17 protein-coding genes are annotated in these 21,664 nt (G+C 67.4%); 7 read left to right on the forward strand and 10 right to left on the reverse strand.

From position 1 onward, the window contains the following. Positions 1-929 precede the first annotated feature (929 nt). Positions 930-1,238: a hypothetical protein gene (locus AB0I34_RS41285; RefSeq protein WP_360457169.1), complete on the reverse strand. Its 309-nt coding sequence runs from the start codon at positions 1,236-1,238 to the stop codon at positions 930-932. A gap of 4 nt (positions 1,239-1,242) precedes the next feature. Between AB0I34_RS41285 and AB0I34_RS41290 the strand changes: the two genes are divergently transcribed. Continuing rightward, positions 1,243-2,226 carry an FGLLP motif-containing membrane protein gene (locus AB0I34_RS41290; protein ID WP_360457172.1) on the forward strand — a complete coding sequence of 328 codons (984 nt, stop codon included), beginning with the start codon at positions 1,243-1,245 and terminating at the stop codon, positions 2,224-2,226. A gap of 19 nt (positions 2,227-2,245) precedes the next feature. On the opposite strand, the gene AB0I34_RS41295 is transcribed toward AB0I34_RS41290, so the two are convergent. The 3 genes from AB0I34_RS41295 to AB0I34_RS41305 form a co-directional block, all read right to left on the reverse strand. Then, positions 2,246-3,592: an MBL fold metallo-hydrolase gene (locus AB0I34_RS41295; RefSeq protein WP_360457175.1), complete on the reverse strand. Its 1,347-nt coding sequence runs from the start codon at positions 3,590-3,592 to the stop codon at positions 2,246-2,248. Then, positions 3,589-5,796, reverse strand: coding sequence for a S8 family serine peptidase (locus AB0I34_RS41300; RefSeq protein WP_360457178.1), 2,208 nt, complete (start codon positions 5,794-5,796; stop codon positions 3,589-3,591). Before AB0I34_RS41300 ends, AB0I34_RS41295 begins: the two co-directional genes overlap by 4 nt. Before the next feature lie 267 nt (positions 5,797-6,063). Next, positions 6,064-8,913 carry a beta-N-acetylhexosaminidase gene (locus tag AB0I34_RS41305; RefSeq protein ID WP_360457181.1) on the reverse strand — a complete coding sequence of 950 codons (2,850 nt, stop codon included), beginning with the start codon at positions 8,911-8,913 and terminating at the stop codon, positions 6,064-6,066. 282 nt (positions 8,914-9,195) lie between these two features. Here AB0I34_RS41305 and AB0I34_RS41310 point away from each other — a divergent pair, with 282 nt between their 5' ends. Next, positions 9,196-10,248 (forward strand): Gfo/Idh/MocA family oxidoreductase, encoded by a 1,053-nt coding sequence (locus tag AB0I34_RS41310; RefSeq protein WP_360457183.1) that lies wholly within the window; start codon positions 9,196-9,198, stop codon positions 10,246-10,248. Position 10,249: 1 nt separating this feature from the next. On the opposite strand, the gene ppk2 is transcribed toward AB0I34_RS41310, so the two are convergent. Then, positions 10,250-11,050, reverse strand: coding sequence for a polyphosphate kinase 2 (gene ppk2 / locus AB0I34_RS41315; protein WP_360457186.1), 801 nt, complete (start codon positions 11,048-11,050; stop codon positions 10,250-10,252). A 42-nt stretch (positions 11,051-11,092) separates the two neighbouring features. Then, a complete protein-coding gene (locus AB0I34_RS41320) occupies positions 11,093-11,596 on the reverse strand; it encodes a hypothetical protein (protein WP_360457189.1) in 504 nt (167 codons plus the stop codon). A 121-nt stretch (positions 11,597-11,717) separates the two neighbouring features. On the opposite strand from AB0I34_RS41320, the gene AB0I34_RS41325 reads away from it, so the two are divergent. After that, entirely contained in the window at positions 11,718-12,383 is a 666-nt protein-coding gene (locus AB0I34_RS41325) for a Type 1 glutamine amidotransferase-like domain-containing protein (protein ID WP_360457192.1), read from the forward strand. A gap of 20 nt (positions 12,384-12,403) precedes the next feature. Here AB0I34_RS41325 and AB0I34_RS41330 read toward each other — a convergent pair whose 3' ends face one another. After that, positions 12,404-12,745 carry a TraR/DksA C4-type zinc finger protein gene (locus tag AB0I34_RS41330; RefSeq protein WP_360457195.1) on the reverse strand — a complete coding sequence of 114 codons (342 nt, stop codon included), beginning with the start codon at positions 12,743-12,745 and terminating at the stop codon, positions 12,404-12,406. Between the two features lie 120 nt (positions 12,746-12,865). On the opposite strand from AB0I34_RS41330, the gene AB0I34_RS41335 reads away from it, so the two are divergent. Next, on the forward strand, positions 12,866-13,420 hold the full coding sequence (locus AB0I34_RS41335; RefSeq protein WP_360457198.1) for a CHRD domain-containing protein: 555 nt from the start codon (positions 12,866-12,868) through the stop codon (positions 13,418-13,420). Between the two features lie 44 nt (positions 13,421-13,464). Here the strand turns inward: AB0I34_RS41335 and AB0I34_RS41340 are convergent, their stop codons facing one another. After that, entirely contained in the window at positions 13,465-16,158 is a 2,694-nt protein-coding gene (locus AB0I34_RS41340) for a hypothetical protein (protein ID WP_360457201.1), read from the reverse strand. Between the two features lie 112 nt (positions 16,159-16,270). Here AB0I34_RS41340 and AB0I34_RS41345 point away from each other — a divergent pair, with 112 nt between their 5' ends. Beyond that, positions 16,271-17,335, forward strand: a complete 1,065-nt coding sequence (locus AB0I34_RS41345) for an alpha/beta fold hydrolase (protein ID WP_360457204.1) — start codon at positions 16,271-16,273, stop codon at positions 17,333-17,335. Between the two features lie 144 nt (positions 17,336-17,479). After that, positions 17,480-18,355, forward strand: a complete 876-nt coding sequence (locus AB0I34_RS41350) for an alpha/beta hydrolase (protein ID WP_360457207.1) — start codon at positions 17,480-17,482, stop codon at positions 18,353-18,355. 1 nt (position 18,356) lies between these two features. Here the strand turns inward: AB0I34_RS41350 and AB0I34_RS41355 are convergent, their stop codons facing one another. Beyond that, positions 18,357-19,340, reverse strand: a complete 984-nt coding sequence (locus AB0I34_RS41355; RefSeq protein WP_360457210.1) for a LacI family DNA-binding transcriptional regulator — start codon at positions 19,338-19,340, stop codon at positions 18,357-18,359. A gap of 99 nt (positions 19,341-19,439) precedes the next feature. Then, a complete protein-coding gene (locus AB0I34_RS41360; RefSeq protein WP_360457213.1) occupies positions 19,440-20,210 on the reverse strand; it encodes a 6-phosphogluconolactonase in 771 nt (256 codons plus the stop codon). 364 nt (positions 20,211-20,574) lie between these two features. Here AB0I34_RS41360 and AB0I34_RS41365 point away from each other — a divergent pair, with 364 nt between their 5' ends. Beyond that, the gene (locus tag AB0I34_RS41365; RefSeq protein WP_360457216.1) at positions 20,575-21,663 is read left to right on the forward strand and encodes a LacI family DNA-binding transcriptional regulator; all 1,089 of its coding nucleotides are present in this window, start codon (positions 20,575-20,577) and stop codon (positions 21,661-21,663) included. Position 21,664: the final 1 nt, after the last annotated feature.

Below are 21,664 nucleotides of genomic sequence, written 5' to 3' on the forward strand. Positions count from 1 at the left end.
CCCTGAGACAAGTTGTTCACCGGCCGCCGCGTCGGAAACCGACAGGCGGCGGAACGGTCCCTGGGCCAAGGTTGCGACGATCGACAGGCAAAAGGAAGAGTCAAGTCTGTGTGGGTGCGTTTCTTCTGGGCGACTGATTGAAGCAATTGGGTGAATGCCGACGGAAATATCCGGTGAATTGTCATTGACGTACCCGTGGCCAGGTCGCACGCTGGAAGAATTCCGGGGAAGACGGAACGGGACTCACCACGGTCCGGTATTCCCGGGGGGATCATGTACTCGGGGCGGAACCACGGCCGGTCGACCGGCAGCACAACCAATCCTGGCGCTACGGCACAGCGCCGCGCCACCAGGCGATCCCACCGCGCGCGCATCCTGACAAGCGCCTTCGCGGCCCTCGCCCTCGCCTTCGTCATCACCACCGCAGCGGCCGATCCTGGCGTGCCGACACTGACCATCACGCGTCACGTGGTGAAGCCCGGCGAATCGGTGACCGTGGAAGGCAGCAATCTCCAGGCCTGCGAGGACGAGGTGTTGTTGGAGTGGATCGGGCACCCCAACGTGACGGTTGAGCCTCAGAAGCTGGACGAAGAGGGGTCGTTCAGGGATCTCTGGCTCAAGATCCCGGAGGACGTTCCTCTGGGGTCGTGGACGGTGCAAGCCACGTGCTTCGAGTCGGTTGTCGCCAGGGACTTCGTGAACCTTGTTTCTCTGGATGTCGACAAGACTTCCGGGGCTCCGGGTGACACTGCGTGGGTTCAGGGCCGGGGCTTTACGTCCTGCGATGTGGTCGAGGTGACCTGGGAGGACCTGAACAAGTCGACGCTTCTCAAGGCGTCCAGGGGCTGGTTCCGCGGTCAGTTCGCCGTACCGGATGACGCATCGGCCGGGGCCACCGAAGTGACGGTGGGTTGCCTGGCGTTCGGCACCTACTCGTTCACGTTCACAGTCGTCGTCCCATCCACGCCGACGCGAACTTCACCGACTCCAATCGTGAGTACGCCGACCGGCACTCCGACCACGGCGACGTTGTCGCCGGTGCCGGGTTCTCCGACGACGACCACGCCTTCAGGCAGCCCGACCACAAGTGCATCGGTGCCGCCGACAACCTCGGGTGGGGCGCCGCCGACCAGCTCGGCGGGACCGTCGCCGACCGCGAGCGTTCCACCGACGACCGGGCCTCCGCCCTCACCTCCGCTGTCACCTCCGCCGGGAAAGCACGTCAACCCGGTGCTCACGACCATGTCGGTGCCCTTTCCGGTCGACTTCGGGATGTCGCTCGTCGCGGTGCTGGTTGTGCTCGCGCTCGCCGCTCTGTTCTTTCTGCTCGTGGCGTTTCCGGCCGAGTTGTTCAACAAGACCTACGAGAACAACGAGGTCGAGATCACCAAGGCGTTCGGGTGGATGAGCGGCGTAGAGAGCGGACGAGTACGGCGCGCCGTGAGCTTCATCGGTTTCCTCGCCACCATCGCGTTGATGTCGCTGCTCCTGGCGGACCGGGAGCGGCCGGACGGCAACGTCGCGGCCGAGTTCATCGCGTTCCTGGTCGCGACCCTACTCGTCATCCTGATCTACGAAGGATCGATCGAGCTGTTCCGGCGGTCTCGCACGAACACTCCGGGCCGGCTACGAGCCTTGCCGTCCGCGGTGTTCGTCGGACTCGCGTGCTGCCTGCTCTCCTGGGGTCTGCACCTCGAACCGGCCTACTTCTACGGCATGATCGCCGGGTTCGTCGCGGCCAAGGCCGCCCGGCAGCCGGCTCCGGACAACGACGGCCCGGCCGTTCTCACCGGCGTGCTGGTTCTCGTGGCAGTGGGCGTCGCGGCCTGGATCGGCCGGTACGCGACGTACGATCGGGCGCACGGTGATCACGCCGAGTTCGCGTGGGTCGTGGGCGACGCCGTGCTGTTCTGGATCATCGTGCTCGGCGTCGAGGGACTGACGTTCGGCCTTGTTCCCTTGCGCTTTCTCGATGGCGAGCGACTGCGTGACTGGCATCGGACCGCGTGGCTAGTTGCGCAGTCAGCAGCGGTGCTCTTCTTCGTGTACGTCTTCGTCGTCCAGGCTTACGGGGTCGGCAGTCCTGGCATCGACGTACGGTCGGTACTTCGCGCGCTCGCCTTCTTCGCGTTCTTCGGTCTGGTGTCGGTCGGGTTCTGGCTGTACTTCCGCTGGGACGGTCGGCCAACCGCGCACTACTCCGACCACGCTGCCCCTTCGCCATGACACCGATCTCCGCGTGACGCTACAGCTCAATGGCGAAAGAGGGTTGCAGGTCGTCGAGGACTTTCACGTCGATTCGGTCCGGGTGCTGCGACTGTGCATCCTGGGCTTCTCGGATGGCCGCTCCGAGGGCTTCCCGGCGGCTGGCGATGGTGCGGTCCTGGGAGCAGTTGAACCACATCGTGAACGGGCCGGGGGCCTTGAGCCGGGATTCGACGATGGTCGCGATGACCCGCGGATTGGGGTTGCCGTGGGCACCGTCGCCGCAGAACACGTAGTGGTCGGCGTGCACGCGGTCAGCGAACTTCGTGCTCAGGTTGTTCTCCGAGCCATGATGCTGGACCTTGACGATGTCACAGCGGAAAGGCCCGTCGGCCACCAGGCGCCCGGCGGCCCTCAGGCCCTCGAGGAGCTCGTCTTCGGCAGCATCCCCGGTGAGCAGGCAGGTCTTGCCGTCTTCCTCGGCGAGCAGCGTGATCGAGGCCCGGTTGGGCGGTGTCACTCGCGCCGAGTTCGACTCCGCGATGATCTCCGCCGCGGTGCCGATGGAGCTGATCAGAGCCTCAGCCTCGCCCCTCGAGGTGGGCGGGCCGGCTAGCAGGAGATCATCGAGACCGAGCCCGGGTCCGTCGGCCGATCCTTGCCCGTCGCCGCGCGGCCCCGCCTGCCGTGCCGAACCGAGCAGATCCTCGAGCCACTCGCGCCATTCCTTCCGCAGTCTGTCGAGGTGCTCTTCGGTCGGCCCCAGAACGGTGAGCGTGACGCTCCCGAAGTGCCGGCGCTGGATGGGCTTGCGTAGCCGCACGAGTTTGTTCTTGAAGCCTTTGTTGCGGGGGACAGGCGTCTGGTCGTCGACGAGGCTCATGAGTTCGATGCCGTCGGTGATGCTCTCGGCGAGGTCGACGATGGACGTGAGCGCGATCCGTGCCGGGCCGGTACTCGCGGCGTCGCTGCGAGGGGCGAGTTCGACGGCCTCGGAGATCTGCATGGCGATGGCACTGATCGGTCCGGCCAGGTCGCCGAACTGCGCTCGCCACGAGTTGTGCCAGAGTCCGTGGATCTCTGGCGGACGGGGCCGCTTGGGCTGCGGGAAGGCCGGGTTGTGTCCTTCCTTCACCTGGAAGTCGTGCACCTCCCAGGCTGCGAGGTCCTGCAGCAGCGAGATGATTCCCGAGATGTGGTCGGCGTCGATGTGGCTGACGACGACAAGGTCGAGCGGCGCGCCGTTGTCAGCGAGATCCTGCAGTACCGGGCGCGTCTGTGACTCGAAACTGGCCGTTCGCCCGCCGTCCACCAAGATGTGGTGCCCGTCCGCCGACGTGAGCAGCAGACAGTCCCCGTCCTTGGCGAAGAACACATCGAGCTTCATTTCGCGCTCCCACTCTCGGTTGCGGCCGTCGACTTGACCACCATGTCGGTGAACTTCGCGGTGGCCCGCACACAGGCGGCGGCGTCGATCAGGCCGAAGCCGGTGTCGTTGCGCCAGCCGAAGGTCTGTCCGGGAAGCGGTGACGATGTCGAACGCAGGATTCCCTGGATCTGCGCGGAGGTCAGGTCGGGCTTGATCCCCAGCATCAGTGCGGCGACGCCGCAGACATGAGGGCTGGCCATGCTGGTGCCGGTCATCTCGATCCACTGGACTTCGCTGTCGAAGCCCTTGGCCGCAACCACACCGGTGCCGTTCGCCGCGATATCGGGCTTGGGCCGGCCGTCCCGCGTCGGACCGCGGCTGGACGTGACATGCGCGGCGTTGCGATCGATGTCGGCGTTCGCGACCGACAGGAGGCGCTCAGCGCAGGCAAGCGAACCGATCATGCGGTCGTCGGTGTACGAGCCCGCTGCGAAGTACGACGGATAGCGCCACTGTTGTGCGGATCCGGGCACACGCCGTGGGTCGTCCCGCTCGATCCAGGCGTCGAAGCTGCCGTCGCGCACGACCGCTCCGGTGAGGCGGACACGCCACTCCCCGGAGGCGATCGGACCCAGTTGGGGGCTACCGCCCGGCTGCTGCGGCCCGAAGAACGGTGAGAGCAGCACCGAGATCCGGTTCAGCCCGTTGGCGGGGTGATAGGCCTCGTTGTAGACACTCAGGACCGTGCCATTGCCCAGGAGCGCGTTGCGGATCATCTGGCCGAGCTTGATCGGCTCCAGCCAGGGCTGACCGGGCGGCTTGACCTCGACGTCGAAGCGGTCCTGGGGGCCGTACCAGATTTCCAGCTCGTTCTCGGAGATGTCCTGTACGCCGTCTCCGCCCACGATCCAGTCGAGTTCGCGCCGCAGGTTGGTCGCGGGAATCCTTCCGCTGGCGTGGATCCGTCCCTTGACGTATCCACGGTCGGTGGGCGAGCCGGGCTCGACCTGGCCCGCGTTGCCGGCCGCGACGGACACGCATCTGCCGCGCGTCGCCAGTGCGTTGTCGATCCACCGGGCCATGGCGCTCGAGGTGTCGTGGGCATGCCCGTTGGTCCCCAGGCTGATATTGATCGACAGCGGGAGAGGGGTGTTGTCCTGGCCGAGTTCGGCTGCCAGCTCGATCAGGTACTCGACAGCGTCGGCGATGCGCGTGGAGTCGTAGAAGCTCGACGCCGCGACAGTGTCCTCCGGGCGCAACGCGAGAAGAACGCCCGCGATGAACGCCTTGCGAGCAACTCCGTCGTTGCCTGCGGCGATCGATGCCACATGAGTGCCATGCGACCCGATGACCATTTGCGACTGGGGCTCGAGGCTGCTGGCGGCCATGTTCCGGCTGCGCGCCCCCTTGATCGCCGCGTTCATGGCCCCACGGCAAATCTCTGATCCGTAGTCCAAGCCGTCGTAATGCGGGGGAATGCGGCTGGCCGGAGAGGGGCGTGAGGAGCCCGCCTGATCCCAGATCGAAACCCAGCGAGTCTCGCCTTTGTCCAGAAAATCCGTGTGTGCGAAGTCGAATCCGCCGACGTCGATGATCCCGACCAGGACATTCTGACCGTCGTGGTGGCGAGCGCTCTCCGCCTTCACCCGCCGCGCATCGCCCGGGCCGTTCGTGATGTTGTGGCCGACCAGCGGCTCCGGACCCCGCAACGCCTGGCCTGGTTCGACGTAGGCGACGGCCGCATTGACCAGCAGGTCTCGCACGTCCCTCGCGGCTACCTCGACCACCCCTGTGTCGAGCTTCCAGCGCGACCTCTTGGCATAACGGTTGACCGCATCGATGGCATCCTGACGGACCGTCGGCGTCAGATCCCGATCGAGCTTGACGAAGAGGCTGAAGGCGACGTTCTCCGGTGGCGCCTTCTGCGGGGTCTGCGTCGCAAGGGCGGTCACCTCCGCCGGCGACAGAACGGTCGGGGCTCGCGGGCTCGCGGCGTCGACCGGAGCATCGCCCTCGACTTCGATCGACTCGCGGAATTCGCCAGGCGCAAGCGCCTCTCTGGTGGCGGGCGGGGTTCCCGTGCCATCGGCCGCGGGCTCTGCCAAGGCTACGGACGGGCATTGCTCCGCCCGCGCTTGGTTGACCTCGTCGGTACCGCCCAGGAAGACGTCCAGCTTCGGCGAAAGCCGTGGATCGAGTGACCTGATTTTCGGCGCGGCCATAGCATCCCCCTGATTCGTCCCCCAGCGCTGGTCGTCCAGTCATGAAATGCGTCGTGACCGGGCCTGGGCGCTATAAGACGATGATGGACCTCATCTCGTCGACAAAGTAGAGGACAACGAACAATTGCGATCCGCAGATCCGCTGATTCCTGCGTTTGGTAATTGTCCGTCGGCGGCGCACGCAGGCCAGAGAGCTGAGCGCGCTGTGCCGGCAACGGCCCTGCGCACTTGTGGGTGCGCAGGGCCGCTGTGTTCAGTTGCCGGCTGTCAGAGGGTGGCGCATTGGCCTGTCTTCGGGCCGGAGGCGGAGTTTGGTCGGCCTGCGTTGGTCGGGGCGGGGGAGTTGCCCGTGCAGGACAGTGGTCCGCTGATGTGGTTGCCGGAGACAATCGTCGAGCCGGTGTTGTTCTGCACGACGAGCGGGCCTGCCACGGTCGCACCGTCGATCGTCACTTGACCCACCGAACCGCGGACCGTCACGGGACCCTGGACTGTCGTCGGCGCGCACTCGCCGTTCTGGTTGCCGAGCCAGACTCGGGTTCGACCGGTCACGCTGACCGGCCCGGCCACCGTCGTACCGCAGAGCAGAACGTTGCCTGCACCGGACGCCGTCACCGGGCCGCGGATCACGGACCCGGATGCGTAGAGCCCGGCACCCGCTGCCACGGTCACGGGTCCCGAGACCGTCGCGCCATCGAGGCACGCGACGCCCGAGGACACGGTCAACGGGCCGTCGTGTGTCCCGGTGACCATCGTCGTACAGGACGGGACGCCGGTTGCGACGAACGGCACGAGCCAGGTCTGGCCCTGACGGCTGTAGGTGACTGTCCCGTGATAGACACCGTCGGCCGGGTAGGTGTGGCTACCGCTCACGGTCATGAGGCTTCTGCCTTGACGTTGGCTCGCCACGTAGTCGCGTGCCGCGATTGTGCCGGCCTCGGCAGGGGATCCGTCGCCCCAGTCGACCGTGGCGGTGAACTCACCGGGCGGAATCGATCCGGCAGCCAGGCGCCCCAGAGGTGCGTTGCTGACTGTCCTGTCGGTGCCGAAGCGGCTGACCGTGCCCATCGATTCCGGAGTCCAGTTGACCTGGGCGATGGAGCCGTAGTTCACATTCGCGAACGCCCACCGAGGCCCGGCGACGCTGAGCCGTTGCACATACGCGTCGTAGTCCTGGGTGAGCACCTTGGGCGACCAGGCCTTCTCCAGGATTCCGGCCAGCCGTGGGAAGACCATGAACTCGTTCGTGGCCAGCCCACGCATCTGCTCGCCCCAGATCGGCGCCTCGATACCGATGATGTCCTCGGCCTTCGGCCCGCCGTACGCCGGTTGCGCCCAGACGGACCGGTACTTCTCCCACACCCATTCCGGGTCCCACGTGTAGGCCTTGTCGAGTTCGGTCCGCGGCGTCCGGCCGGGCGACCCGTCGTACCCGAAGTCGAGGTACGCGTTCCATTCCGGGGTCGTGATGACGCTGCGGCCCTGGTTGAACCACTCGGGCTTGATGAGCGGGGGACCACCGCCGGTGTAGTCGGACCAGTAGTGGTTGATCGAGGTCGAGCCCGGTGCGTAGCCCTCCAGCGCAGGGTTCCAGCCCATCATCCGCTTGCCGTTGTCGTTGACGATCGACTCCATCTGCCCGATCCACCACTTGTAGTCCTCGTGGGGCATCCCGATGGCCTCGTCGCCGCCGATGTGGACGATCGGTGCGGGCGAGATCGCGGCGAGCTGCGCGATGGCGTCTCGCCAGAACGCGAGCGCCCGCTCGCTCGCCGGGTCGTTCGGGTTGGTGCAGAACCGGTCGGTCTGGGTCTGGCCTTGGCAACCCACGACCGCGACGCCGCCGAGGGACCTGACCGCCGCCGTGGCGTGGGCCGGGCCCTCCAGTTCTGGGACGATCTCGATGAACCGGTCGGCGGCGTACTTGACCAGGCCCTTGAAGTCCTCTTGCGTGTAGAAGCCCGCGATACAGCCCGATCCGTTGCACCCGGTGCCGTCGAGCGCCGGGTAGCCCTTGATCTCCAGCCGCCAGGACTGGGAGTCACTCAGGTGCAGGTGCAGCCGGTCGCCCTTCAACGCGGCGAGTTGGTCGATCATGGACCGGATCTCGGCCACGGTCATGAAGTTGCGAGCAGGATCGAGTTGAAGACCTCGATGCGCGTAGCGCGGGTAGTCCAGGACCGTGATGGGCTGCGCGGTCCAGGGCCCTGCGCCGGCGGTGGAGGAGTTGATTGCTGCTGGCAACAGTTGCCGAAGGCTCACGAAGCCGTTGAACAGACCGTGCGCTTGCGGGGCGACGATCTTCGCTCCCGCACTCGACACAGTGAGGGAGTAGCCCTCGTCCGCCTTGTCCGCTGGGACACCGGACACCGGTCCGGTGCTCAGCGCGACGTCGGAGGCCGTGGCGGAACCGGTCACGACGGGAAGCACGAACCCGGTGGCCGGCCGCAAGTAGCCGGCGAGCACCTCAGCCGTCGCGGCGAGCGCATCGCTGGAGACGACGATCCGCGACGTGGCCGTGAGCTCGAACGGCTGACCGGTGCCGGCCGTCTGCTTGACCGGCACGGGGATGATCCGTCCCACGGTCGGCGGCGGCTTGGGGCCGGACCAGATCTCGAACTCGTTGAGGGTGTACCCCGTGGTCGAAGTCGTGGCCGTGGCTTGCATCCGGACGCACGAGATCGGGTCCTTGCGGTCGATCACCTGGGAATCCTTGTCGCTCGGACTCACCACATGGGTGACCGTCGACCAGGTCTGGCAGTCGGCGTCCGTGGAGACCTGCAGGTCGTACTCGGTCGGCTTGGCCGGGGAAGTCCAGCGGCTGAACACCTCGTAGACCGGGGCGGGCGAGGCCAGCTTGACCTGGAACCAGTCCTGGGTCGGGTCGTAGCCGCTGCCGACCGATGCGTAGTTCGAGGTCCATCCGTTGTGCACGAACACGTCGATCGCGTTGGCGGGTGCGTACGTCGCCGCCGGTGCGGTCATGCGTTGGGACTTGGCAGAGGCGACCGCGCCGGGCAGCAGGGCGAGGTTGACGCTGTCGGGTGTCTCGGCGTACGTCGTGGGTGTGCCGGCGGAAGCCTGTCCCACGGTGAGTGGGACCAGGGCTGCGGCCACCAGCGCACCGATGGTCAGAGCGGGGACAGCACGAGGCCGAGACCGATGGCCTGCATCGGGTCTCCCCTCGGGTTTCGGCGCAAAGAACGAGAATCTCACGTCACTCCTTACCGGTGCAGGGCGGTGTCACGCGGTCCCGGAGGGCGACCGTACCGGCGATTTTCCGTCCCGGTCCCCGCCTGTGCAAGAGCCCGGGCCGGCCCGACTCGCCGGGGCTGGCAAGCGTTTGCCGATCTGGCATAGGGTGAGCGTTGAAACGTTGCCGAATCGGGAGGAATCCGGGTGACTTCCACGCACGCAGTCAGGTTCGCCGCGGTCGGGCTGGATCACGCGCACATCTTCGGCCAGATCGCGGGTCTGGTCGGGGCCGGTGCGGAGTTCGTCGCGATGGCGACCGACGATCCCGCGGCCGCGATCGCCACCCGGGTCCGCGAGCGGTATCCCGACGTTGCGGTCGTCGAGAGTCCGGACGACCTGATCGGCCAGGACGGGATCGACCTGATCGTGACCGCCGCCGTACCGGATCGACGGGGACCGATCGCCGTCGCGGCGTTGCTGGCCGGCAAGGACGTCGTGACCGACAAGCCCGGCTGTGTCAGTCTCGAGCAGCTGGAGGAGATCGAGAAGGCGGTCGGCCAGAGCGGGCGGTTCTGGTCGGTGACGTTCTCCGAGCGGTTCGAGGTTGCCAGTGTGGTCAAGGCCGGTGAGCTGGTCCGCGAGGGCCGGATCGGGACCGTGGTGCAGACCATCGGGCTCGGGCCGCACCGCGTCGGGGACCGCGGCCACCTCGGCGGTGGGGCCGGCCGCCCGGACTGGTTCTACGACAACAACCGGTACGGCGGAATCCTCGCCGACATCGCCTCCCATCAGATCGACCAGTTCCTCTGGTTCACCGGCGCGAGGACCGCGGAGATCGTGGCGAGTACGGTCGGGAACTTCGCCAACCCGGACGAGCCGGGCCTGCAGGACTTCGGTGAGATCCTGCTGCGTAGCGACAACGCCCAGGGGTACATCCGGGTCGACTGGTACACGCCGGCCGGCCTGCCGACCTGGGGCGACGGCCGCCTGATGATCCTCGGCACCGACGGCTACATCGAGCTGCGCAAATACGTCGACATCGCGGGCCGCGACGGCGGAGACCACCTCTTCCTGGTCAACCAGGAAGGCACGCAGTACATCGACTGCTCGGACGTCGAGACGACGTACTATCCCGACCTGGTCCGCGACGTCCGCGAACGAACCACCACCGCCGCCCCGCAGGCCCACACCTTCGAAACCATGCGCCTGGCCCTGAAGGCCCAGCAACAAGCAACGATCCGCGGCGCGGCCCGATGAGCTAGAGCCCGGCCGCGTGGTCGGGGACCTGGGTCTGCATTTCTCGCGGCGTTCGCTCGTAGCCCTTCGACGGTGGGCGCGGCGGCAGGCCCAGCGGTGGCCGCTGGACCTCGTAGTACGGGATGGTCGACAGCAGGTGCGCGATCATGTTGATCCGCGCCGAGCGCTTGTCCTCGCTCTCGACGACGTACCACGGCGCCTCCGGGATGTCGGTGTGCACGAACATCTCGTCCTTGGCGCGGGAGTAGTCCTCCCAGCGGGTGATCGACTCCAGGTCCATCGGTGACAGCTTCCACTGCCGCATCGGATCCTCGAGCCTGCGGCGGAACCGGTTCTCCTGCTCGCTGTCGCTGACCGAGAACCAGTACTTGCGCAGCAGTACTCCGTCCTCGACCAGGAGCCGCTCGAAGATGGGGGACTGGTGCAGGAACCGGGCGTACTCCTGGTTGGTACAGAAGTCCATCACGCGCTCGACGCCGGCCCGGTTGTACCAGGAGCGGTCGAACAGCGCGATCTCGCCGCCGGCCGGGAGGTGCTCGATGTACCGCTGGAAGTACCACTCGGACCGCTCCCGCTCGGTCGGAGCCGGCAGCGCCACGATCCGCGCCACCCGTGGGTTGAGGAACTGCGTCACCCGCTTGATCGTGCTGCCCTTCCCGGCCGCGTCCCTGCCCTCGAAGACCACCACCACGCGGGTCTTCTCGACCCGGACCCATTCCTGCAGCTTCACCAACTCGGCCTGCAGTCGCAGCAACTCCCGCTGGTACACCTTCTTCGGCAACCGCTTCTTCGCGCCACTCATCCCTGAACCATCTCGCACGATCTCTGACCGGGATAGGTCGAGTCAGTGGATGAGCACCTCGAGAACGACGATGAGGATGCCGAACGTCGCGTTCACGGCGCCGGTGGTCAGCGCCATCGGCCAGCCCCAGCGCTGGCGGCGGGCGAACATGATCCCCCAGCCGAGGAGCTGCGCGACACCGCACCACAGCATCAGCAGGACCGCCGAACGGTCCGGCAGTACGTCGAGGGCCCCGAGCGCCAGGATTGCCAGAGCCGGCAGCGGTCCGGTCACCAGGGGCCACTCTTCGGCCATCGCACTGCGCACCGCACGCCAATCGAGGCCGTCCGCTGCATTGAGATGGTGAGCGAGCGCGTTGGCGTAGACATGTGCCAGCCAGAAGATGACCAAGGTCATGACGGTCACCACCAGCAGCCGGCTGATGTCGGTCTGCTTCGCCCCGCCGGCAACCACGGCCATCGACGCGATGGTGCCATAGATCGCGCCGGCCGAGGACCACGCCCGACCTGTACGCCGCTCTGCCTCGTGTTCCCTTGCCTCGCTCATGTCGACGCTCTCCAACGACGGGTTCGACGCACCGGCTGCGCTATGGTCCAGTCTGTCTTGTCATCACCGATCTCCCGTCTCTCGAGGAAAGTGTCATGACCGCTACGTCCAGGAGGCAAGCGTGAAGCTTCTTCTCACTTCCGGCGGTGTCACGAACCCGAGCATCCACGACGCGCTCGTCGACCTGCTGGGCAAACCGATCGCCGACTCCAACGCCCTCTGCGTCCCGACCGCGCAGTGGGGCCACCCGGCGTGCGGGCCGGCATCGGTGCGTGGCTTCGTTGCCGGCGTACCTCCGTGGGACATGGGCGGCCTGGGATGGAAGTCGGTGGGCGTGCTCGAGCTCACCGCGCTGCCCAGCATCGGTGAGCAGCGCTGGGTCCCTTGGGTGCGGGAGGCCGACGTACTACTGGTGGACGGAGGCGACGCGACGTACCTGTGCCACTGGATGCGGCAGTCCGGGCTGGTGGACCTGCTGCCGTCGCTGCCCGAGCTGGTCTGGGTGGGTGTGAGTGCCGGCAGCATGGTGATGACACCGCGGATCGGTGATGACTTCGTCGAGTGGCAGTCCGCGCCGGACGACCGCACGCTGGGAGTCGTCGACTTCTCGATCTTCCCGCACCTGGGTCACGAGTCCATGCCGGACAACACCATGGCCGAGGCGGAGAGGTGGGCCGCGGACATCGCGGGTCCGGCGTACGCCATCGACGACCAAACGGCCATCAAGGTGACCGACGGCACCGTCGAGGTCATCTCCGAGGGGCAGTGGAAGCGGCTCGACTCCTAGAGCCCTGCGTCTCAGTCGGCTCAGGTTGAAGAGGCGCATCCGATGCAGGTGCGTGCCGTCGGTCTCGCATCGAGTCTGGCTTTCGCGATCGGCTGTCCGCACCGTTCACAGATCCCGTAGGTGCCGGCCGCCAGCCGATCGTTTGCCGCCTCGACCTCTGCCAAGTGACCCTGGACCTGCAGTACGAGCGCTGAGACCTGCGACCTCTCGAACGCGATCGTCGCACCTTCAGGATCATGCTCGTCGTCAGCGTTGGCGTCACGGGAGGCCGCCACCACATCGTCGAAGTCGCCGGTCAGGCCCGCGAGGCGCCCGAGCGCTTGTCGCTGTTCCGCCTCCAGCAGCTCACGAACCCTGTCCATCCCTCCATGCTGACACCGCTCGCGGACAGGCTCTGGTGCCCCACGTGACTGAACCCTCCAGGCTCCGACATCGTTCATTGGAGTGTGACGACGATCACACCTCGGTGAGGGAGGGAGCACATGGTGGCAAGACGAGCACGTTGGGTGGCTGCGGCCTTCGCGATCGGGCTGGCGGCCACGGCGACAGGCAGTGTGGCGACGGCGGGACGCGAAGACGCGGGCAGCACGCCGAACACGATCCGCGAGCAGTTGACCGGCTACGAGGAGGACCCGGCTCCGATCTCGACGAACGGCAGCGGACGGTTCCAGGCCCAGATCAACGACCGGGCCAAAACGATCACCTATCGCCTCAGCTACACCACGTTGGAGGGCGCGGTCCAGCAGGCGCACATCCACTTCGGCGGTAAGGCGCAGAGCGGCGGGATCAGCGTGTTCCTGTGCACCAACCTGGGCAACGGCCCCGCCGGGACCCAAGCATGCCCCGCGGCACCGGCGACCGTCACGGGCACGATCGGGCCGGCCGACGTCATCGGTCCGGCGGCCCAGAGCCTGACCGCCGGCCAGTTCGACGACCTGGTCAAGGCGATCCGGAACGGTACGACGTACGTCAATGTGCACAGCAGCCTGTTCCCGGGCGGTGAGATCAGGAGCCAACTGGACCACCACCACAACTGACCGACGAACCTCAGGCTTGAGGGCGGGCCGAAACGGCCCGCCCTTCAGCGGTCGCTGCCCATCGTGCGGAGGACATCGCCGATGGACTGCACCGACCCGTGCCTGCGCCGGATCAGGTCGGCCACGATCCCGGTCCAGCCGGTCTGATGCGCGGCGCCCAGACCGGCGGCGTTGTCGCCGTGGAAGTACTCGTGGAACATCAGGTTGTCCTTCCAGTTCGGGTCGCTCTGCAGGCGGTCGACCCCGCCGAAGCATGGCCGCCGGCCGTCCGGGCCGACGAGGAAGATCGACACCAACCGGGCGAACAGGTCGTCGGCGATGGCGTCGAGAGCGAGCAGTTCGCCCGATCCGGTGGGGTATTCGACCTTCAGGTCATCGCCGAAGAAGCGGTGGTAACGCTGCAGGGCGGTGGTCGCGAGGAAGTTCAGCGGGAACCACACGGGCCCGCGCCAGTTCGAGTTGCCGCCGAACATGTCCGTGGTCGACTCGGCCGGTTCGTAGTCCACCGTGGCGCGCATCCCCTCCACTTCGAGGGTGTACGGGTGGTCGCGGTGGTACGCGGAGATCGAGCGCAGTCCGTGGGGCGACAAGAACTCGTCGGGGTCGAACAGCTTGCCGAACATGCGCAGTACCTGCTCGACCCCGACGGCTCCCATCAGCAGCCGCTGCTGCCCGGCGTCGCCCCGCAGTACGCCGGCGTCCGCCAGACTCTCGCGGTCGCGCAGGCCCTGGCGCTCGAGGAACTCGGCGAACTGCTTGCCCGGGGCAACAGCTCGCTCGATCAGCTGGTCGTCGATCACGGCCACCGCCAGCATCGGGATGATGCCGACCATCGAGTGCACCTTCACCGGTACGACGCCGCCCGGGGTGGCGATCCGGTCGTAGAACAGGCCGTCGGTCTCGTCCCACATCCCCTGCTGCGCCATCGCGGTGCGAATCGCGGCGAAGTGCTCGAGGAACTTGTGGACCAGGTCGCGCGCGGGCCGGTGCCCGGTCCGGTTCAGGATCGCCGCGATCGTCGTCATCGCCAGCGCGTACGCCGCCATCCAGCCGGTGGCGTCGGCCTGTTCGAGCACCCCGCCGACCGGCAGATGCGAACGGTCGAGCGGGCCGATGTTGTCCAGCCCGAGGAACCCGCCCTCGAACAGGTTCGACCCGTCGGCGTCCTCCCGGTTGACCCACCAGGTGAAGTTGACCAGCAGCTTGTCGAAGATCCGGCTGAGGAAGTCGAGATCGCGCCCACCGTCGATGGCGAACACCTCGAGCGCCGCGAACGCCTGGACCGGCGGGTTCACGTCGCTGAAGTCCCACTCGTACGCCGGGAGGGCGCCGTTCGGATGCTGGAACCACTCGCGGCACACCAGCAGCAGCTGATTCTTGGCGAACTCGGGATCGACGTGGGCCAGCGCGATGCAGTGGAACGCGAGGTCCCAGGAGGCGAACCAGGGGTACTCCCACTTGTCCGGCATCGACATCACGTCGAAGGCGCTGAAGGTGCGCCATCGGTGGTTGCGCGCGGTGTGCCGCGAAGCCGGCGGCACCGGCTGTCCCGGGTCGCCGTCCAGCCAGCGGGCAACGTCGTAGTAGTAGAGCTGCTTGCTCCACAGCAGTCCGGCGAAGGCCTGCCGCATCACCATCGCCTCGTCGGGCGAGGCGGCCGCCGGGGTGAGATCGGCGTAGAACTCGTCAGCCTCCGCCAGGCGGGACCTGACGACCTGCTCGTACTCCGATCCGAGCGCGGTCGCCGAGTCGGTGCCTGATCCTGCCGGACGCAGTCGTAGCCGCAGCTCCGCGGTCGAACCCGGCGCGAGGTCGACGCGATACCAGGCCGCACACTTGGTGCCGCGCTGAGCGGGATCGACGGTGGGCGCACCGGTGACGACGTGGTCGTTGATGCCGTCCTTCGGGTACGGCGTCGACCCGGCAACGCCGTACAAGCGCTGGATGTTGGTCTCGTTCTCACAGAACAGCAGAGTCGGTGCGGTCCCGTCCGGCCCCGGTGCGGCCAGTAGTTCCAGCTCGCCCAGGGATGCATGCGAGACGCGGACGCTCGATTCTCCGGTCGCGGCGAGCTCGGGTCGTTGCGCACCCGGGCTCCACGACCAGGTGTTGCGGAACCAGGCCGTCGGCAGGACGTGGAGTGTTTCCGGGTCCGGTCCGGCGTTCGTGACCTGGATCGACATCAACAGGTCGGTCGGGCTCGCCTTGGCGTACCGCACCTCGACGATCCAGTACCGATCCTCGTCGAACGCGCCGGTGTCGAGGAGCTCGTACTCCGGATCGTGCTTGCCGCGCCTGCCGTTCTCGGCGCGCAGGTCTTCGTACGGGAACGCGCGCTGCGGGTAGTGGTAACGCCAGCGGTTCCAGGCATGGCTCGGTACGGCGTCGAGGTACCACCAGTAGTCCTTGACGTCCTCGCCGTGGTTCGCCTCCGCGCCGGTCAAGCCGAACGGCCGCTCCTTGAGGATCGGGTCGCGCCCGTTCCACAACGCCAGCCCCATGCACAGCCGTTGCTCGATGTCGCTGAACCCGGCCAGTCCGTCCTCGCCCCACCGGTACGCCGTGGCGCGGGCGCGGTCGTGCGAGAGGTAGTCCCATGCCTCGCCGTCGGCGCTGTAGTCCTCGCGCACCGTGCCCCACTGACGCTCGCTGAGGTATGGACCCCACAGATACCAATCGCTCCGGTCACCTGCCATCCGCTCGCGCTCCACTCCGGACGCGTGAGGCTCTGTCGTCACGTGGCCCTCCCAGCGATGGTGCTCCCAGCCCGTGCCCATTGTTCGGCAGCCGCGCCACCTCCCGCCTCGTCTGCAGCTGATGATGCGGGTCTGCTCTCGCTACGATCGGGAGATGCGACAGAAGGTCGGCTACTGTGCGGCGCCGGATGCGGTGAAGCTGGCGTACGCCGTCCATGGTGACGGCCCGCCGATCGTCAGGGTGGCGACGTGGATGAGCCATCTGGAGTTCGAATGGGAGAGCCCGGTGTGTCGCCATTGGCTCGACGCTCTCGGGGACGGTCACACCCTGGTCCGGTACGACGAGCGCGGCTGCGGGCTCTCGGATCGCGACGTCGACGACATCTCGTTCGAGGCCTGGGTGGCCGACCTCGAAGCCGTGGTCGATGCGGCCGGCCTCGACCGGTTCGCGCTGCTCGGCGTCTCGGCCGGTGCGGCGGTCGCGATCGCGTACGCGGCTCGTCATCCCGAGCGGCTCACGCATCTGGTCCTCTACGGGGGATACGCGCGCGGCCGGACACTTCGGGGTGTGGGCGAGCGCCGCCTGCAGGAGGCGCTGGTCGCCGCGATCTCCGTCGGCTGGACCGATCCCGATCCGACGTTCCGGCACCTCTTCAGCATGCTGTTCCTCCCAGCCGGCACGGCCGAGCAGATGGGGTGGTACGACGACTTGCAGCGACACTCCTCCTCGGCCGCGACCGCGGTACGTCTCTACGATGCGCGCGGCCGCATCAACGTGGTGGAGCTCGCGGCGCAGGTGCGGACAAGGACACTGGTCGTACACGCAGCGGGCGACCGAGTTGTGCCGGTGGACGAGGGACGGCTGCTCGCCACCTTGCTCCCCGGAGCGCAGCTGCTCCTCCTGGAGTCGGCGAACCACATCCTGCTGTCGGATGAGCCCGCGTGGGCGAACTTCGTCGCGGAGTTGCGTGCCTTCCTCGGGACGGAACCGGCCACTGCGCGGCCCGGGGCCGGAATCGATGAGCTCAGCCCGCGGGAGCTGGACGTGCTCGCGCTCGTCGCGGCCGGACTGACGAACGAGGTGATTGCCGACAGGCTGAGCCTCAGCGTCCGGACTGTCGAGCGTCATCTGACGAACACGTACATCAAGCTGCGTGTCTCGGGCAAGGCGGGACGCGCGGCCGCGGCGGCCAGGTTCTCCGAGACGCAGCGTCCCTGATCGGGGCTGCTGCTGCGTGTTGGCCGCCAGCCCGCCGCCGCGGCATTGCGTGCTGGCTCCGATGCGAGCGACTTGTGCGGCTGCCTACCTTCACAGGTATCAGGGCAAGCGCCCGGGTCCCGGGCACTTCGAAGGAGGCATTCGATGGAGCACATGGTCAGTTCTGACCGGGCATCGGCGGTTCTCGCCGAGCCGACAGCGGCGTACGACGTCCGCGGCGGGGGAGGCGTCAGGCTGCACGCCCGGGAGTGGGGAAACCGCCAAGGGCGTGCAGTTCTCTTCATTCACGGCTGGTCGGCCAGTCACATGTGCTGGGCGCACCAGATGCAGGGCCGGCTCGCCGATGACTTTCGTCTGGTGGCGTTCGACAACCGGGGTCACGGCATGTCCGAGAAGCCGTTGGGCGCGGACAGTTATCGCGACCCGCAGTTGTGGGCGGACGACCTCGCCGCGGTGATCGATCAGTTGGGCCTGGACCGGCCGGTGCTGGTCGCCTGGTCGTACGGCGGGTTCATCGTCTCCGACTACATCCGGGTGTACGGCGAGGACCGGATCGGTGCCATCAACCTGGTCGGGGCCGCCGTCATGTTGAAGCCGCCCACCTTCGACCACATCGGTCCCGGTTTCCTCGAGAACGCTCCGGACGCGAGCATGCCCGACCTGGCCACGAACATCGCCGCCGTACGACGCTTTCTCGGCGTCTGCACCGCCGAGCCGCTCGAGCCGGACGACTGGAGCGCGGCCCTGGCCTGGAACATGGTCGTTCCTCCCGAGGTCAGGGGGGCGTTGATCTCGCGCGAGATCGACAGCGACGACGTACTGACCACGCTCTCCGTGCCTGTGCTGGTGACCCACGGACGGTCCGACACCATCGTGCTCCCCTCGATGGGCGAACACGTCCTCAACGTCTGCAAGGCCGCCAGACCGTCTTGGTACGAAGGCATCGGCCACATGCCCTTCACCGAGGCGCAACCCCGCTTCGACCACGAGCTCGCCGAACTCACCGCGGACGTCGTCTGACTCAGGTCGTCGGGGCCGGTCCCGACGACTGGCGCGGAGTGAAGTCCCCTTGGATCCGGAGCGAGTCCGGCTGCTTCCCCGCCATCACCTCTCCCAGCAGATCCACCGCGGCCGCGCCGAGCCTCCCGATCGGCGCGCTCACGGTGCTGAGCTTCGGCGTGAGAACCCTGGCCAGCAGTACGTCGTCGCAGCCGACGATGGACCGATCGCCCGGCACGGAGAGTCCCCGTTCCGCAAGTCCCGCGACGACGCCGCAGGCGGTCAGGTCGTCGAAGGCGAAGGCCGCCGTCGCGGGGGAGTCGGCGAAGGCAGCGGCGCCCTGCCTGCCTCCTTCGTACGAGGCCTCGAAAGGCCCGAGCTCGATGAGCTCGACATCGGCTGAGGCAGCCCACTTCCTGATCGCGGAGGCACGCTGCCGGGCCGCCCAGGACGCCGATGGACCGTGCAGGAGGGCGACCGTCTCATGGTTCAGGTCGCGAAGATGGTCGCCGGCCTGCGCGAGCGCCGCCGAGTTGTCACAGATCACCGTGGTCGAATGCATCATCTCCCGGTTCACCACGATCGCCGGGGTGGAGCCGAGCGCGTCGCGCAGCCGGGCCGGGGTGCCGCGCGGCGACGCCACGATCACGCCGTCCACCTGCCCTGCCAGCCGCCGGATGAGCGCGGCCTCGGCGGAGGTGCTCTCTCCCGCGTCCACCATGATCACCGAGGCGTCGTTGTCCGCCGCCGCCTGCTGGATCGCGCGGACCAGTGGCGGGAAGAAAGGATTGGTGATGTCGGGGATGAACAGCCCGATGGCGCCCGTACGGCCGGTGGCCAGGCGGCGTGCCGACTTGTTCGGCTGATAACCCAGCTCATCGGCCTTGGCGAGGATGCGCGCCCGTACGTCGTCTCGCACCTGATCCGGACGGGTGAAGGCCCGGGACACCGTGGACCCCGACACCCCGAGGGCGTCGGCGATCGAGTAGATGGTGACCTTCGTCATGGGTCGGCTTCCTTCTGCTCTCGGGCACCGGCGCGATCGGCACTCGCCCCCGCGTGCACTCTATCGACATCACGGCACCTCTCACGCAGCTCGGGAAGGTCAGGCGCCCAGGGTCGCGCGCAGCCGGCTCGCGGCGTCCGCGTCCAGATAGAGGGTGCAACCCGGGTGGGTGCGGAGGATCGTGCTCGGGCAGTGCTCGCCCAGTGGATCGAGCAGAGTGGCCCGCACGGCCTCGGCTTTGCTTTCCTTCGACACGACACAGAACAGTCGGGCCGCGTCGAGCAGCCGGGGAACGCTGAGCGTCAACGCGCGTGTGGGTACGTCGTCGAAGGAGTCGAAGCATTCGTCGTCGACCTGCTGTTGCCGGCAGATCTCGTCCAGCTCGACAACCTTCACGGCCTGCGGGTCGTCGAAGTCCGCGACGGGCGGGTCGTTGAAGGCGATATGGCCGTTGACGCCGATGCCCAGGCAGACGATGTCGATGGGTGCCGCCGCTAGCAGCTCCGCGTAGCGACGGGCTTCGGCGGCCGCCCCGCCGGTCGGGTCGAGCACATGTGCGGTGCCCAGTGGCACCCGATTCCACAACGCCTTCTTGAGCCAATTGCCGAATCCGGCCGGATCGTCGGCATCGAGCCCTATGTATTCGTCCATATGGAATGCCGTCACGGCGGACCAATTGACATCCGGTTCGGCCAGTAATGCATTGATGGTCTCTGCCTGGCTCGGTGCGGAGGCGAAGATCACTCGTGCTTCTCCCTTGCGGGAGATGACCCGGCGCAGCTCGGCCGCGATATCGGCTGCGGCCGCTCGCCCTGTCGCGACGGGATCGGAGAATATGCGCACCCAAGGCTCGATCGTTGGCGTTGTCATGCTGCATAGCTTGGGCTGCAACCGCTTGCAGGTCAAGCCGCGTGGACGCGGCTCCGAGCCCGTCCGCTGCTGCGCCGGTGCTGAACGGCTCAGGCGGTGCGACCGTCTGAGCGGTCGGGAAGTCGTTGACCTGCAAGCGGTTGCATGCTCTAATGACCGAACGATCTGTACAGGGCGGACGTCTCCCGGGCCGGCGCGAGGAAATCCTTCACGACTCTGCGGGAGAGTGTCAGTCGTGCGCGTGCAGAGAATCGGCGACAAGGGATCCGCCGAAATCTCCGCGGCCATTCCCTCGTGTTGTCCATTCTTTGTTCGGTTGGCTTGATGGAGCGTTTTACTAAAACGTTCTACCAGGAGGTCGGCGATGAGCTCTGATCGAGTGACGATCCGGCAGATCGCCGAGATGAGCGAGGTCTCCGTGAGTACGGTGTCGAACGTCCTGAACGGTCGCACTCTGCGGATGTCGGCGGAAACCCTCGAACGGGTCCGCGGCGTCATCTCGACGCTGCGCTACCGCCCCAGCAGCATCGCCCGCGGGCTGGTCACCGGACGCACCGCGACCATCGGGCTCGTCGTCGCCGAGATCGAGACGGCGCTGTTCTTCAGCGCTGTCGGTGCGCTCGAAACGGCTGCCCGCGCGGCGGGTTACAACCTGATCGTCTGCCACGCCCGCGGTTCCAGGGACGAGGCCGAGGTGGTCACGGTGCTGCGTACGAAGGGCGTGGACGGGATCATCTTCATCGCCAACTCCGAGGCCGTGGACAACACGCATCTGACTGATCTGCCCGCCGCCGGGATCCTCGCCGTCGTCGTCAACCGACGGCGTCCCGGCCCGGAGTTCGGCCGGGTCACCTGGAACGATCGGGCCGGCGTCGCCGGCGCCGTCGAGCATCTCCACGATCTGGGGCACCGGCGGATCGCGTTCCTGCGTGGTCCCAGGTCCCGTGACAGCACTCGCGAGCGTGCCGCGGGTTACCGCCGGGGGCTCAAGAAGGTCGGCCTGCCGTACCAGGAGGACTGTGTCCGCCTCGCGGACTACACCGCCGACCCGCTGACCTGGGAGCGGGCCACCAGCGAGCTTCTCGATCTCGACCCCGCGCCGACGGCGATCATCGCCTCCGACGATTCGGTGGCGGCTGTCGTGATCCGTACGTCCCAGCGCCGGGGGCTGTCCGTTCCCCGTGATCTGGCCGTGGTCGGGATCGACGACCAGATGTTCGCAACACTGCTCAATCCTCCGCTCACCACCATCCGGCTTCCGGTGAAGGAAGCCGCGGAACGCGCCCTGGAAATGCTCGTCGACGCCATCGCGGGGCAGTCGATGCGTGAGGTCCGGCTCGCAACGGAACTCGTGGTCAGGGATTCCAGCTCGCCAGAACCTCGCACCAACGTCAGCTCACCGGATGCCTGCATCCGGCAAGGTCGCCGGACCGTCCAGTCCTGGAAGGAATGAA

It is taken from the genome of Kribbella sp. NPDC050281, assembly GCF_040655855.1.
Taxonomy (GTDB): Bacteria; Actinomycetota; Actinomycetes; order Propionibacteriales; family Kribbellaceae; genus Kribbella.